This is a genomic window from Neorhizobium descurainiae, assembly GCF_051400715.1.
Classification (GTDB): domain Bacteria; phylum Pseudomonadota; class Alphaproteobacteria; order Rhizobiales; family Rhizobiaceae; genus Neorhizobium.
The window spans coordinates 76,619-89,720 of sequence record NZ_JBLFFK010000010.1 but is presented as its reverse complement, the minus strand read 5'-3'; the positions used below and the strand labels follow the sequence as shown (position 1 = coordinate 89,720).

Sequence of the window (13,102 nt, the reverse complement as noted above, 5' to 3'; positions counted from 1 at the left end):
GATTTCCTCACAGGAGGAGTTCAGAATTTGTAGCTTACCATGAGCCCGGCGTGACTGAGGCCGTCGTTCGGACCGTCGCAGAGTTCCGCATGGGAGGAGTGCTCGACCTGGGCGGCGATGCGCCAGTTGTCGGTGAGCTTGAAGCCGGCGGCGGCGTATTCGTGAAAGAGCAGACGGCAGCCAAGCGCCGGATCCGATCCGCCGTCATGGTCGAGATCGCCATCGTGAAGCGCTCCGCCGAGGCCCAGTTCAAGGAACAGCCGATCGCTGAGATCGGCGGTCCATGAAAAGCCAGCATAGATTTGGCTGGTCTCCCCGGCGGTACTCAGGCTTCCGCCGACATGAATTCGCGGGCGCAGGAGCTTGTCGATGCCTTGCGCGTCATCATGCGCCCAAGGGTCGAAGAAGAGCATGCCGGTGGCGAACAGGCCATCTTCATGGTGCCCGTCATCGATGGAGGCAAGCACGCCGAAGCGGGCTTCATCGAATATCGGTTCCTGAGCTGTCGCGGAATTGATTGACGTGGAGAAAAGCGCTGCGACCAGTGCGGACGAAAGGAACACACGACGGCAACGGGATTTCATCAGCATGCGCCCACCTCACCGAATCGCCTGGCGACCATTGATGATTGGTAGGATGGGAAGAGCGCGGCTGTCCATGCCTCGCTTAAGCTGTAACAGGGTGGATATTCAACGGCTGCGGGATGCATTCGCTGGAATGCGCTGGGCCGCCTTCCCGCTGCGCCGTCAGCAGCCGCCTGCACCGCCTGCCCAGCGCAGGACGTCGCGTCTGATACGCTCGCCTTCCGCCCCGTTCATCAAAGGACCGAAGGCGTCGAGGCGGGCGGGATTTCCTTCCGCCTGCACGACGAGGACCGGTCGCGATTCAGGACTGTTGCGCGGAACGGCGAGGATGCGCGGACGCCCCGAAAAGGAGTTGAGCTCAGGCGCCAGCCGATAGGGCTTGAAGGCGGCGTCCTGCGATTTGAACCAGCATGCGTTGGCGGCGAGCGCCACGCGCTCCATGGTCGGCAGGGCGGCGCGATTCTGCGCCGGCGCTTCGCGTCCCGATTGGCAAGCCGAAAGGATCAGGCCCGCGACGGCAACGGAAAGGACGGCGGGCAGGCGAGGGGAGAAGGGCATCAAAACGTCCTGATCCGGTTTCCGGGCGTTCTATGGTTGAGGCATGTAGTCACAGGATTAAGCCGAAGCGGCGACCACGTCGAGCGCGGAAGCGAAGAGACCACGCCCGTCATTACCGCCATGGGCGGCCTCGATGAGGTTTTCCGGATGCGGCATCATGCCGAGCACGTTGCCGCTTCTGTTCATGACACCGGCAATGTCGTTCAGGGAACCGTTCGGATTGGTGCCTTCGGCATAGCGGAAGACGATCTGGCCGCTGTCTTCCATGGAAGCCAGCGTGTCCGAATCGACGAAATAGTTGCCATCGTGATGGGCGACCGGGCAGCGGATGACCTGGCCCTTTTCGTAGGCGCGGGTGAAATCCGTCTCGGCGTTGACCACTTCGAGCTTCACTTCCTTGCAGACGAACTTCAGCGAGGAATTGCGCATCAGCGCGCCCGGCAGCATGCCGGCTTCGACGAGGATCTGGAAGCCATTGCAGACGCCGAGCACCTTCACGCCCTTCTCGGCCTTTTCCCTGATCGCCTGCATGACCGGCATGCGGGCGGCGATCGCGCCGCAGCGCAGATAGTCGCCATAGGAGAAGCCGCCCGGAATGACGATGAGATCGACATCGTCCGGGATATCGGTCTCGGTCTGCCAGACGGTGACCGGTGCGTTGCCGGAAATCTTGGTAAGAGCGGCGATCATGTCGCGATCGCGATTGAGACCGGGGAGTTGAACGACGGCGGATTTCATGGATGCGGTTCAAACCTTGCCTGTGCCTCGGCAAGCTCGCGCAATTCGAGGCGGTTTTCGATACGGTCGAGACGATCGGGAATTTGCCATATCGTTCCGCGCATATTGTTCATGTCGCCCTGCATCACATGCATATAGTTCCGCAGGCTAACGATTTCCTGACGCGTGTCGCGCTGTCCTTCTTTGAGGGAGGATAGTACGGTTTGAATCTTTCTCAGGACCTCAAACAACAATTCCTGCGTCAGCTCTGCCATTGCACATTCTCCACAACCGTCAGTCGAGAGCGATAGTATAGTTCTCGATCACCGTGTTTGCCAGAAGCTTCTCGCACATGGCCTTCAGGTCCTCCTCGGCCTTGGCCTTGTCGGCGCTTTCGAGCTCGATGTCGAAGACTTTGCCCTGGCGCACATGCCCGACGCCGGAAAAGCCGAGGCTGCCCAGCGCCCCTTCGATCGCCTTGCCCTGCGGGTCGAGAACGCCGTTCTTGAGCGTGACCGTCACGCGTGCCTTGATCACTGATCCACCCCTGATTACTTCGCGAAAAACCATTACTTGACGAGAACCGGTCCGGTGCCGCGGATCGGCTCGTTCTCGTTGATGATGCCGAGACGGCGCGCCACTTCCGAATAGGCCTCCAGCAGGCCGCCCATGTCGCGCCGGAACCGGTCCTTGTCCATCTTCTCCCGGGTCTCGATATCCCAGAGACGGCAGCTGTCCGGAGAAATCTCGTCGGCAAGGATGATGCGCATCATGTCGCCCTCGAACAGGCGGCCGCATTCGATCTTGAAGTCGACGAGCTGGATGCCGACGCCGAGGAAGAGGCCGGACAGGAAATCGTTGACGCGGATGGCGAGCGCCATGATGTCGTCGAGCTCGGCCGGGTTCGCCCAGCCGAAGGCGGTGATGTGCTCTTCGGAAACCATCGGATCGGCCAGCGCGTCGGACTTGTAGTAGAACTCGATGATCGAGCGCGGCAGGACCGTGCCCTCTTCGATGCCGAGACGGGTCGAGAGCGAGCCGGCGGCGACATTACGCACGACGATCTCCAGCGGGATGATCTCCACTTCCTTGATCAGCTGCTCGCGCATGTTCAGCCGGCGGATGAAATGCGTCGGGATGCCGATCTTGTTGAGATGGGTGAAGATGTATTCGGAGATGCGGTTGTTGAGAACGCCCTTGCCGTCGATGACGTCATGTTTCTTCTTGTTGAAGGCGGTGGCATCGTCCTTGAAGAACTGGATCAGCGTACCCGGCTCAGGGCCTTCATACAGGATCTTGGCCTTGCCTTCGTAGATACGGCGGCGACGGTTCATGATTTCTTGTCTCGTTGTTGGCGCCCCGTGGAGGCGCAATGGATGATGTTCGAGCGGTCCCTTATCGGAAAAGAACGGGTTTCACAATGCGGGCCTCCAAAACCTTGCCGGGCAAGAACTCCTGACGAAAAAGCGATCAGGAATCATTCAGTGTCAGATTACACGGATTCTTGAAGCTTTTTGCTTTCGCAATGGCAGCGTCCTGACGGAAAGGACAGTAATGAACAAGAAAAGCAGGGATTCATGATATTCCGCTCTTTGTGATCGGGAGGGAGCCCTCAGGCCGCATCGCTGCCCCGCTTTGCCAGTTGCCGCCGGCCATGTTGGAGATGTGGTGAATTCTACTCTCGACGGCAAGGCTTTCCGTGACATAGCCACCAAATTGCGTCATGATTTCGGCGTGGCCGGACCATCGTTCCTGACCGCGGACTGCCTACCCACGGCGTCCGTGGTTTTGGCGATCCACGCCGCTGGGAGATGAAAGCCGGTTTCGGCATCCGTCAATTCCGCTGAGAGATTCCATCGCACAAGCGCCGCAATCGGCAGTATCCCGATTGCGCTTCGCTCATCTTTTGATTAAGGGGTCCAGGCAAAAGTCACTTTTGGGAGACCCGAGATGAGCGGCATCAGCGATCGCGAAAAAGCCTTCGAAAACAAGTTCGCCCTGGACCAGGAGTTGAAGTTCAAGGCGCTCGCCCGCCGCAACAAGCTCGTCGGTCTCTGGGCGGCCGGTCTGCTCGGCAAGGCGGATGTCGAAGCCTATGCGAAAGAAGTCGTCGTCGCCGATTTCGAAGAGGCCGGCGAAGAGGATGTCTTCCGCAAGCTGCGCGGGGATTTCGATGCCGCCGGCGTTTCGGTCTCCGATCAGGATATCCGCACCAGGATGGTCGAGCTGCTGGCCGAGGCGATCACCCAGATCGAGAACCAGTGAGCAGCATTCCTTCTTCCTCATGGCAGGGCCGCGTCCGCTTGGGCGCGGCTTTTCCTTCGCGCGAAGGATTGGACATCGGCCGCAGACTGGGACCATTCTCGGCTTAGAGCCGCCCAATTTTGGCAAAGCGCCAGCGGCCCGAGCGAATGAAGTCCGGAAGGCTGGCGCGGGGCATCGGCCTTGCGAGCGCATAGCCCTGCAGCACGTCGCAGCCGAGATCGCGCAGGATGCGGATCTGCTCGGCGGTTTCGACGCCTTCGGCGATGACCCGGATATTCAAGGACCTGCCGATCTCGATGATCGTGCCTACCAGCTTCCGCTGTTTGTGGGATTGGGTAACGAGACGGACCAGCTCGCGGTCGATCTTGAGCGCCCGCGGATTGAGCCGCAGCAGGCTGATGATCGAGGCGTGCCCCGTGCCGAAATCGTCGATCTCTATATCGATTCCTAGCTTTCTGAGCCTCGCCAGGGTCTTCATCACGCCATCGTCGCAGTCGTCGAGAAAGATCGATTCCAGGAGCTCGAAGGCGAGCGTGCCGGGTTCGATCCCCAGCTTCCTTAGCTTGCGCGGCAGCGAGCTATCGTGCAGCCGCCGGTAGGAGACGTTGACCGAGAGCTTCGGGATCGAGAGGCCCTGCCGTCTCCATTCGCGAAAATCCGCGAGCGCCTTGTCGAGGATCATGCCGTCGATCACCGAGACGACGTCCAGTTCCTCCGCGGTTTGCAGGAATTTCATCGGTGAGAGCATGCCATGTTCGGGGTGCATCCAGCGGGCCAGCGTTTCGACGCCGACGATTTCAAGCGTCCGGGCATCGAACTGGAGCTGATAGAAGGGGACGAACTCGTTGCGTTCGAGGCCGAGCAGGATCTCGTCCGACATCCGCTTGGTGCTGATGATCTCGTTCTGGGTATCCGCCGAGAAGAATTCGTGCCGGTTGCGGCCGCTGTTCTTGGCGCGGTAGAGCGCGATGTCGGCATTCAGGAGGAGCTGGCGTGCATCGGCAGCCGCTGCGGTCTCACAGGCGATGCCGATGCTGGCGCCGAAACGGCAGTCGTGGCCCTCGTAGGACACCGGTTTGCGCAACTCCCTGATGATCCGGTCGGCGAGATTGGCGAGCTTGCGCGGCGATCCCTCGAATTTCGAAAGGATGACGAATTCGTCGCCGCCGACCCGGGCGACGAAATCGCCCTTGCGGATCGTCCCCTTCAGGATCTTCGCCACGTGCTTGAGCATCATGTCGCCGGCGCTGTGGCCAAGCGTATCGTTGATCTGCTTGAAGCGGTCGAGGTCCACGTGGAGGATGGCAATGCCTTGTCCGTCGCGGACACATTCGGCAGCGACACGGTCCAGCATCTCGTCGAGGTAGCGCCGGTTCGGCAGATCGGTGAGATGGTCGTGCATCGCATTGTGCTCGATACGGCTGCGGGCGGCTTCGAGCTCGCGGTTGCGCGCTTCCGCAAGGGTCTTGGCCCGTTCGAGCTCGCGATGCAGCATCACGTCGGCCGTGACGTCCCAGTTGGCGCCGACCATCTTCTGGTGGCCGTTGCCGTCGATGAAGGACATGGTGCGCGTGCGGATGATGCGTTCGGACCCGTCTCGCAGGACGACGCGATATTCGTCGGAGAAACGTTCGCGGTTGCGGATATGCGCCTGGACGTTGGCCTGCACGCGCTTGGCGTCCTCGGGATGCAGGAAGCTTTCCCACAGGCCGCCGATGACGACCTCCTCGCTTTTCTGCAGGCCGTAGATGCGGAACATCCGCTCATCCCAATCCACTTGGCCGGTGTCGAAATCGGATTCGTAGACGCCGATTCCGGAAATTTCGAGCGCCATGTCGAGCCGCCGGGACATTTTCGCCATGGCTTCTTCCGCCGCCTTGCGCGGGGTGATGTCCGTATCGGTGCCGACGACGCGTGTGGCTTTGCCGTTGCCGTCCCATTCGATGCACGCGCCACGGCATTCGATCCAGATCCAGTGACCGCGTTTGTGGCGCTCGCGGTACTCGAAGACCGCATAGGCCGGATCGCCGGCATTCTGCCGCTCCATCGCATGAACGACCCTATCGCGGTCGTCCGGATGGACGAGTTCCAGCCATTCCTGCGTGCTGGAAGCGAGCGGATCCTCCGGCGACATTCCGCGTATCTGGCGCCATACCGGTGAGTAGTATTTCTGACCGGTCGCGTAATTATGGTCCCAGACGCCCGAGGCGGAACTGACCAGCGCATTGTTCCAGCGGCTCTCGCGCTCGGCAAGTTCCTCGATATGCCTCTTCTGCTCGGTGATGTCGGCAAAGTGCATGGAGAAAAGGAGCTGGCCTTCGATATCATGGCCGAGCGGCTCGACGGAGACGAGTGCCCATCGCGAAAAGCCACCGGCATCGACGATGCGCAGTTCCAGGCGTTCGGTGGAGGAGCCCGCATTCAGAGCCTGGAATTTTTCGCCGAACGTCGCGCTGTCGTCGGGATGAACCAGACTGGGAAACAGGGTTGACGGACGATCGGTCCATTCGCGCCGGAAGGTCCTGTTCGTGAGCAAAAGGGTGCCGGCATGATCGATCACCGCCATCGGGAAGGGAACCGCCTCGAAAACCGCCTCCAGCACGCTGATCATCCCCCCGGTTCCGGGCTCTGACGGGCGTGAGAGGACATTGGACGGCATCGGCACGACTAGCTCACCGCAAAACGAGTGAGGACATTAGCAAGTGCCCATTAAGCTCGGCTTAAAATTGCAGTTCAAATTGCTGCACCCTGAAAATACGGGAGGAGCCGCCCCTGGACGTCTCAGGGTTTCAGCCGGCTTAGGAACTGAGCGAAGACCATCGTGCCTTCCGGCCAGGGGCCGTGGCCGGATTCCGCATTGATATGCCCCGCCTCTCCGGCATCGACGAGCAGCGAGCCCCAGGCGGCCGTGATGTCGTCGGCATGTTCGAAGGAGCCGAAAGGGTCGTTGCGGCTGGCGACGGTCAGCGACGGAAAGGGCAAGGGATCGCGCGGGTAGGGACCGAAGGTCATCAGGTGTTTCGGCCGGATTTCCGGGTTGTCCAATTCGGGTGGAGCCACAAAGAAGGCACCGGCAACCCGCTTCTTGAACAGCGGAATGGCGTGGATCGCAGACGGGATGCCGAGGGAATGAGCGATCAGCACCACGGGACGGGTGGAGGCATTCACCTCTTCGGCGACGCGCGCGACCCAATCCTCCCGGACAGGCTTCGACCATTCCGCCTGTTCCACGCGGCGGGCGGTGGCGAGCTTCGATTGCCAGCGGGTCTGCCAGTGGTTCGGCCCGGAATTGGTATAGCCGGGGATGATCAGAATATCGGCTTCGGATGCTTTCATGCCGCCTATCTGTGTTTGCTGGCCTACGAGATCAAGCTTCGCCGAAGACGCGCTTGAAGATCGTGTCGACGTGCTTGGTATGATAGCCGAGGTCGAATTTTTCGCGGATATCCTCCTCGGAAAGCGCCGCACGGACCTCGCCATCGGCCAGCAATTCTTCCAGGAAATCCTTGCCCTGTTCCCAGACCTTCATGGCGTTGCGCTGCACGAGGCGATAGGCGTCCTCGCGTGATACGCCGGCTTGCGTAAGGGCAAGCAGCACGCGCTGGGAATGAACAAGTCCGCGGAACTTGTTCATATTCTTCATCATGTTTTCCGGATAGACGAGCAGCTTGTCGATGACGCTCGTCAGGCGCGCCAGGGCGAAATCGAGCGTCACGGTCGCGTCCGGACCGATCATGCGTTCGACGGAGGAATGGGAAATGTCCCGCTCGTGCCAGAGCGCGACGTTTTCCATCGCCGGCATCGCATAGGAGCGGACCATGCGGGCAAGGCCGGTCAGGTTTTCGGTCAGCACCGGATTGCGCTTGTGCGGCATGGCCGACGAACCCTTCTGGCCCGGCGAGAAATATTCTTCCGCTTCCAGCACCTCGGTACGCTGCAGGTGGCGGATTTCGATCGACAGCCGCTCGATCGACGAGGCGATGACGCCGAGGATGGCGAAATACATGGCATGCCGGTCGCGCGGGATGACCTGCGTCGAGACCGGTTCCGGCTTAAGCCCCATGGCGGCAGCGACATGCTCCTCGACACGCGGATCGATATTGGCGAAAGTGCCGACGGCGCCGGAAATCGCGCAGGTCGCGATTTCTTCGCGGGCTTCGAGCAGGCGGGTCTTGTTGCGGTCGAATTCCGCATAGGCCTGGGCAAGCTTCACCCCGAACGTGGTCGGCTCCGCATGGATGCCGTGGCTGCGGCCGATCGTGACGGTATCCTTGTGTTCGAAGGCACGGCGCTTCAGCGCCTCGAGCAGCTTGTCGATATCGGCAAGCAGAAGGTCCGTAGCGCGTACGAGCTGCACGTTGAAGCACGTGTCGAGCACGTCGGACGACGTCATGCCCTGGTGCACGAACCGGCTGTCGGGGCCGACGAATTCTGCAAGATGGGTCAAAAAGGCGATGACGTCGTGCTTGGTGACGGCCTCGATCTCATCGATGCGCGCGACATCGAACTCGGCCTTGCCGCCCTTTTCCCAGATGGTTTCCGCTGCCGATTTGGGGATCACGCCGATTGCCGCGAGCGCATCGCAGGCATGCGCCTCGATCTCGAACCAGATGCGGAACTTGGTTTCGGGCGACCAGATGGCGACCATTTCGGGCCGGGAATAGCGGGGGATCATGGGCTTTCGGCTTTCTCAAGGAGTGTCGAGGCCGCTGTAGCAAGAAGCGGGACCAAGCTCAAGTTTTCGAACCGGCGAAAGGCGATCAGAGTGCGGTCTTGATCGGGATGGCGATCCAGCGGCCGTCCTGCCCTTCGAACCCGGCGCTCAGGACCATGATGAGTGCAACCTCGACGGTAGCACCTCCCAAGGCCGTGCCGCTGACGACGCCGGCGAGCCGGTAGCCGCCGACGCAGCCACGCGAATTCGGGATGCGCTGGTCTTCATGGACCACATCATCGGCAGGCTTTCCGTCCCGCTCCGTGAAGCGCAGGCGGAAGGAAACCGTTTTCTCGACCATGCCTTCGCAGCGCGGATCGAGCGGCTGCGGAATTTCTTCGAGCATCAGCGTATTGGGCTCTCCGACCGGCGGCAGGACGGGCACGCTGCGGTAGCGAAGCCTATGCGGATCGCTGTCAACCTCCGTGATCGGATTGAAGGCCACGAGTTCGCCCGGATGGTTTGCGAGTTCATGGGTCTCGATCACGGCTTCCGCGTCGTTCTGGACCTGCCAGCGGGCCTTGGCGATCGTTGCGCCATCCTCTTCGAGCCGGACCCGGAACGGCGTTCCCGGCAGATAGGTGTCCTTGGCGAGATCGAGCGCGTAGATATTGGCATAGGGAAAGCCGGAGCCGTCCTGGATACCGTATTCCTCGTAGGCGAAGACCTGACCGTCGGCGGAAAAACCGATCGGATGGATGCTGGCGATATCGGCGGCCGATGCGGAACCGGCAAAAAGCATCGCCGCACATGCCGGAACCGAAGATCGCAAGCTCGACATCATCTGCGCCCATCCTTTGCGGTGGTTTTGAGCCGCGCGATCTCCGCCGGGGCTCTCAGTCCCGCGATATTGTTCCGATACGCCGCGATTCCCTCGCCTTTGTAAACCGCGGAGCCTGCGACGAAGACATTCGCGCCCGCCGCGGCGACCGCGCCGATCGTCTCCGCCGTGATGCCTCCGTCCACCTCGAGCTCGATCGGCCGGGCACCGATCATCGCCTTGGCGGCGCGAATCTTCTCCAGCATCGCCGGGATGAATTTCTGGCCGCCGAAGCCCGGATTGACGCTCATGATCAGGATGAGATCGACGTCGTCCAAGACATTCTCGATCGCCGAAAGCGGCGTCGCGGGATTGAGGGTGACGCCGACTTTTTTGCCGAGCGCACGGATCGTCTGCAGCGAGCGGTGCAGATGCGGGCCCGCTTCGGCATGCACGGTAATGCCGTCGCAGCCGGCCTTCGCGAAGGCTTCGAGATAGGGATCGGCAGGCGAGATCATCAGGTGGCAGTCGAAGAAGGCCGTCGTATAGGCCCGGAGCGACTTGATGACATCCGGGCCGAAGGAGATGTTCGGCACGAAATGTCCGTCCATGACGTCGAGATGCACCCAGTCCGCGCCCGCTTCCACGGCATCGCGCACTTCCTGACCGAGTTTCGAGAAGTCGGCGGCGAGAATGGATGGGGCGATGCGGATAGGCAGGGTCATGGCTGGAAAAGTCTCCGGTTTGGTCGGCGTCTCTAGCACCCCGGCGGTGCGGGAACAATCGTCACTCGGTCGCCGGATGCGAGAGGGCAAAAGCCGATCCCCGCCATTCGAGCAGGCGGAAGGGGTTTTCCTTCAATTCGCGATGTTCGTCGAAGGCGAGCGGGCCGATGGCGGTGTTGAAGAAAGAGCCGCTGCCGATCGCGTCAGCCACAGGCCGGCCCGCGGCAGTCAGGATCGCCTGGTGCGCGAGTTGGGCTGCGGCATAGGCTTGCAGCAGGTATCCGTCGGGATCGATATTCTTTGCACGCAGGGCCGCGACCGCTGCAGAAGCCGAGGGCAGGGCCGCATAATCCGGAAGCGCGACCGCGAGCACGCCGTCGCGCAGCGGCACGGGACGGTTGGCCGCCCGCATCGCATCGCCGCCGATCAGCGTCAGGGGGACGCCCTCCGATGCCGCATCCCGGGCGATGATCGCCATGTCGTTGCGGTCGCCGCCGACGAAGACATGCGTCGCGCCTGCTCGGGCGAGCCGGCGCACCAGCGCCACCTGCTGCTCCTGGCCCGGCCGGAAAGTATCGGTAAAGACCGGGGTGATGCCGGCCGGCTCCAGGTGCTGGCGGATGGCGCTCGAAAGTTCGCGGCCGTAGATCGTGCCATCCTCGACAAGCGCGATCGGCTCCGCTTTCCATGCGCTGAGGATGACTTCGGAAAGCTTTTCCGCCTCGTCGCCGTCCACGGGGGCCATGCGGTAGAAGGGCCAGCCATTGCGCAGCACATCCTCCATCAGGATCTTGGAGCGGACGGAAATGCTGATGGCCGGAATCTGTGCAGCCTTCAACTGCGGCAGCGCCGTGGACAAGGTCTCGACGCAAAGGAAGCCGATCGCGACGGCCGCCTTTGCATCGGCGAGATTCCTGGCGACGGCGTCGCCTCCGCTTTCTTCACAGCTTTCGTCGATCTCGACCACCGTATCGCCGGCCGCCTCCGCTGCCGCGCGCGCGCCCTGAAAGACCTGGGCGCCGAGAGATGCATAAGGGCCGGAACGGGGCGCCACGACGCCGATCACCGCCGCCGATGCCGTTCCGCATGCGAGAAACGAAGCCAGCAAACCGGCGGTGATGAAACGTCGTGCTGTCATGCTTTTCCTGAAAATCTTGGCTTAGGCCACATTTAGCCCTCTTGCCGCGAGCGTCAAAGAGAATCGACTATGGGATGTAAAAAGCCGCAACCGACGTGGACATCAAGCCTCTTTGCCACCATATCTCCAATAGCAATATGGGGCTGACATGGTCCCGGATGCCCGTGACCCCCCCTTGACGAGATGCCTTTGTCGGACCAGCCTTTTCTCGATCCCGCCCTCTACCGCGACGGCATGGCGCGCTACGCGGGCCATGTTCAACTGGTGACGACGGAATTCGAGGGAGTGAGGCGCGGCGTGACCGTGACGGCGGCCTGCTCGGTGTCGGACAATCCGCCGACCCTGCTGGCCTGCCTGAACAGCAGCAACGCAAGCAACGCGATCTTCGGCAAAAGCGGGGTCTTTGCGCTGAACTCGCTCGCGGCGCATCATGAGGTCCTGGCGACGGCCTTTGCGGGCTTGAGCGGCGTGCCGGCTGATGAACGCTTTGCGCTCGGAACCTGGACGACGCTTGTAACCGGCGCGCCGGTGCTGACGGATGCGGTGGTGAGCTTCGATTGCAGACTGACCGACATCAAGCAGGTCTCGACGCATTTCGTGATGTTCGGCGAGGTGAAGGCGATACATTTCGGCGAGGCGCGCCCCTCGCTCATCTATCTGGACCGCGGTTTTCGCACATTGTAGAACGCCGTTTGAAAAGGTGTCATATGCCGGACGAAAAGACGAGCATCCCGCTGCCTAAATCGATCGACGAGACGATCGCGCTTCTGGGCGATGAGGATTATCTTGCCGGCCGGTCGCTCGCGACCGTGATTTTTCTGGCGCTGAAGATGAAGCGGCCGCTCTTCCTCGAAGGCGAGGCGGGCGTCGGCAAGACCGAAATCGCCAAGACGCTTGCCAAGGCGCTCGGCCGGCCGCTGATCCGCCTGCAGTGCTATGAAGGCCTCGATATTTCCTCCGCCGTCTACGAATGGAACTACCCGGCGCAGATGCTGGACATCCGGCTTTCGGAAGCGGCGGGTGTCAAGGACCGCAAGGCGCTGGAATCCGATCTTTTTTCCGAGCGCCACCTGATCCGCCGCCCGGTGCTGCAGGCGCTCGGAGAGAAGGGCGGCCCGGCGCCGGTCTTCCTGATCGACGAACTCGACCGCACCGACGAGGCTTTCGAAGCCTTCCTTCTGGAAGTGCTGTCGGATTTCCAGGTGACGATTCCGGAACTCGGCACCATCAAGGCCGCGGAACCGCCGATCGTCATCATCACCACCAACCGCACCCGCGAAATCCACGACGCCCTGAAACGCCGCTGTCTTTACCATTGGGTGGACTATCCGGATGCGGCGCAGGAGCTCGAAATCATCCGTCGCAAGGTACCGCAATGCGCCGAGACGCTGTCGCGGCAGGTCGTGGCCTATGTCCAGAAGCTCCGGACACTCGACCTCTTCAAGAATCCGGGCGTGGCGGAAACGATCGATTGGGCGACGGCGCTGACCGAGCTGGACCGGATCGCGCTCGATCCGGAAACGATCGCCGATACCCTCGGCACGCTCTTGAAATATCAGGACGATATCGCCCGCATCAAAGGCGGCGAGGGCGAACGGGTGCTGAACGAGGTCAAGGCGGAACTGCTGGCTACCGGGTGAG

15 protein-coding genes are annotated in these 13,102 nt (G+C 61.6%); 3 read left to right on the top strand and 12 right to left on the bottom strand.

The window, feature by feature from the left end:
* Positions 1 to 20: 20 nt before the first annotated feature.
* From ACMGE0_RS18225 to purC, 6 genes are all read right to left on the bottom strand, one after another.
* Positions 21 to 590 carry an acyloxyacyl hydrolase gene (locus ACMGE0_RS18225; protein WP_436817290.1) on the bottom strand — a complete coding sequence of 190 codons (570 nt, stop codon included), beginning with the start codon at positions 588 to 590 and terminating at the stop codon, positions 21 to 23.
* Positions 591 to 746: 156 nt separating this feature from the next.
* Positions 747 to 1,142 (bottom strand): hypothetical protein, encoded by a 396-nt coding sequence (locus tag ACMGE0_RS18220; RefSeq protein WP_436817289.1) that lies wholly within the window; start codon positions 1,140 to 1,142, stop codon positions 747 to 749.
* A gap of 57 nt (positions 1,143 to 1,199) precedes the next feature.
* Positions 1,200 to 1,880 carry a phosphoribosylformylglycinamidine synthase subunit PurQ gene (purQ, locus tag ACMGE0_RS18215; protein ID WP_436817288.1) on the bottom strand — a complete coding sequence of 227 codons (681 nt, stop codon included), beginning with the start codon at positions 1,878 to 1,880 and terminating at the stop codon, positions 1,200 to 1,202.
* Positions 1,877 to 2,134, bottom strand: coding sequence for a hypothetical protein (locus tag ACMGE0_RS18210; protein ID WP_436817287.1), 258 nt, complete (start codon positions 2,132 to 2,134; stop codon positions 1,877 to 1,879). Before ACMGE0_RS18210 ends, purQ begins: the two co-directional genes overlap by 4 nt.
* Before the next feature lie 19 nt (positions 2,135 to 2,153).
* A complete protein-coding gene (gene purS / locus ACMGE0_RS18205) occupies positions 2,154 to 2,396 on the bottom strand; it encodes a phosphoribosylformylglycinamidine synthase subunit PurS (protein WP_085424359.1) in 243 nt (80 codons plus the stop codon).
* Between the two features lie 32 nt (positions 2,397 to 2,428).
* Positions 2,429 to 3,193, bottom strand: coding sequence for a phosphoribosylaminoimidazolesuccinocarboxamide synthase (gene purC, locus ACMGE0_RS18200; RefSeq protein WP_436817286.1), 765 nt, complete (start codon positions 3,191 to 3,193; stop codon positions 2,429 to 2,431).
* A 616-nt stretch (positions 3,194 to 3,809) separates the two neighbouring features.
* On the opposite strand from purC, the gene ACMGE0_RS18195 reads away from it, so the two are divergent.
* A complete protein-coding gene (locus ACMGE0_RS18195) occupies positions 3,810 to 4,124 on the top strand; it encodes a DUF1476 domain-containing protein (protein ID WP_436817285.1) in 315 nt (104 codons plus the stop codon).
* A gap of 103 nt (positions 4,125 to 4,227) precedes the next feature.
* On the opposite strand, the gene ACMGE0_RS18190 is transcribed toward ACMGE0_RS18195, so the two are convergent.
* From ACMGE0_RS18190 to ACMGE0_RS18165, 6 genes are all read right to left on the bottom strand, one after another.
* Positions 4,228 to 6,735: a sensor domain-containing protein gene (locus ACMGE0_RS18190; protein WP_436817284.1), complete on the bottom strand. Its 2,508-nt coding sequence runs from the start codon at positions 6,733 to 6,735 to the stop codon at positions 4,228 to 4,230.
* A 170-nt stretch (positions 6,736 to 6,905) separates the two neighbouring features.
* Complete coding sequence (locus ACMGE0_RS18185) at positions 6,906 to 7,460, bottom strand: RBBP9/YdeN family alpha/beta hydrolase (protein WP_436817283.1); 555 nt, start codon at positions 7,458 to 7,460, stop codon at positions 6,906 to 6,908.
* Between the two features lie 31 nt (positions 7,461 to 7,491).
* Positions 7,492 to 8,799, bottom strand: coding sequence for an adenylosuccinate lyase (gene purB, locus ACMGE0_RS18180; protein WP_436817282.1), 1,308 nt, complete (start codon positions 8,797 to 8,799; stop codon positions 7,492 to 7,494).
* Between the two features lie 85 nt (positions 8,800 to 8,884).
* On the bottom strand, positions 8,885 to 9,622 hold the full coding sequence (locus tag ACMGE0_RS18175) for a DUF2259 domain-containing protein (RefSeq protein WP_436817281.1): 738 nt from the start codon (positions 9,620 to 9,622) through the stop codon (positions 8,885 to 8,887).
* Positions 9,619 to 10,323, bottom strand: coding sequence for a ribulose-phosphate 3-epimerase (rpe, locus tag ACMGE0_RS18170; protein ID WP_436817280.1), 705 nt, complete (start codon positions 10,321 to 10,323; stop codon positions 9,619 to 9,621). The genes ACMGE0_RS18175 and rpe overlap by 4 nt, the downstream gene beginning before the upstream one ends.
* A 61-nt stretch (positions 10,324 to 10,384) precedes the next feature.
* Positions 10,385 to 11,461, bottom strand: a complete 1,077-nt coding sequence (locus ACMGE0_RS18165) for an ABC transporter substrate-binding protein (protein WP_436817279.1) — start codon at positions 11,459 to 11,461, stop codon at positions 10,385 to 10,387.
* Positions 11,462 to 11,644: 183 nt separating this feature from the next.
* Here ACMGE0_RS18165 and ACMGE0_RS18160 point away from each other — a divergent pair, with 183 nt between their 5' ends.
* Together ACMGE0_RS18160 and ACMGE0_RS18155 are read left to right on the top strand one after the other, a co-directional pair.
* The gene (locus ACMGE0_RS18160; RefSeq protein ID WP_436817278.1) at positions 11,645 to 12,145 is read left to right on the top strand and encodes a flavin reductase; all 501 of its coding nucleotides are present in this window, start codon (positions 11,645 to 11,647) and stop codon (positions 12,143 to 12,145) included.
* 23 nt (positions 12,146 to 12,168) lie between these two features.
* On the top strand, positions 12,169 to 13,101 hold the full coding sequence (locus ACMGE0_RS18155; protein ID WP_436817277.1) for an AAA family ATPase: 933 nt from the start codon (positions 12,169 to 12,171) through the stop codon (positions 13,099 to 13,101).
* Position 13,102: the final 1 nt, after the last annotated feature.

What these genes read in the sequence shown, in the direction of transcription:
- purB (WP_436817282.1), bottom strand. Translation starts at nt 8,799, where the DNA reads ATGATCCCCCGCTATTCCCGGCCCGAAATGGTCGCCATCTGGTCGCCC.
- purC (WP_436817286.1), bottom strand. Translation starts at nt 3,193, where the DNA reads ATGAACCGTCGCCGCCGTATCTACGAAGGCAAGGCCAAGATCCTGTAT.
- ACMGE0_RS18160 (WP_436817278.1), top strand. Translation starts at nt 11,645, where the DNA reads ATGCCTTTGTCGGACCAGCCTTTTCTCGATCCCGCCCTCTACCGCGAC.
- purQ (WP_436817288.1), bottom strand. Translation starts at nt 1,880, where the DNA reads ATGAAATCCGCCGTCGTTCAACTCCCCGGTCTCAATCGCGATCGCGAC.
- ACMGE0_RS18225 (WP_436817290.1), bottom strand. Translation starts at nt 590, where the DNA reads ATGCTGATGAAATCCCGTTGCCGTCGTGTGTTCCTTTCGTCCGCACTG.
- ACMGE0_RS18210 (WP_436817287.1), bottom strand. Translation starts at nt 2,134, where the DNA reads ATGGCAGAGCTGACGCAGGAATTGTTGTTTGAGGTCCTGAGAAAGATT.
- ACMGE0_RS18155 (WP_436817277.1), top strand. Translation starts at nt 12,169, where the DNA reads ATGCCGGACGAAAAGACGAGCATCCCGCTGCCTAAATCGATCGACGAG.
- ACMGE0_RS18195 (WP_436817285.1), top strand. Translation starts at nt 3,810, where the DNA reads ATGAGCGGCATCAGCGATCGCGAAAAAGCCTTCGAAAACAAGTTCGCC.
- ACMGE0_RS18185 (WP_436817283.1), bottom strand. Translation starts at nt 7,460, where the DNA reads ATGAAAGCATCCGAAGCCGATATTCTGATCATCCCCGGCTATACCAAT.
- ACMGE0_RS18165 (WP_436817279.1), bottom strand. Translation starts at nt 11,461, where the DNA reads ATGACAGCACGACGTTTCATCACCGCCGGTTTGCTGGCTTCGTTTCTC.
- rpe (WP_436817280.1), bottom strand. Translation starts at nt 10,323, where the DNA reads ATGACCCTGCCTATCCGCATCGCCCCATCCATTCTCGCCGCCGACTTC.
- ACMGE0_RS18220 (WP_436817289.1), bottom strand. Translation starts at nt 1,142, where the DNA reads ATGCCCTTCTCCCCTCGCCTGCCCGCCGTCCTTTCCGTTGCCGTCGCG.
- ACMGE0_RS18175 (WP_436817281.1), bottom strand. Translation starts at nt 9,622, where the DNA reads ATGATGTCGAGCTTGCGATCTTCGGTTCCGGCATGTGCGGCGATGCTT.
- ACMGE0_RS18190 (WP_436817284.1), bottom strand. Translation starts at nt 6,735, where the DNA reads ATGATCAGCGTGCTGGAGGCGGTTTTCGAGGCGGTTCCCTTCCCGATG.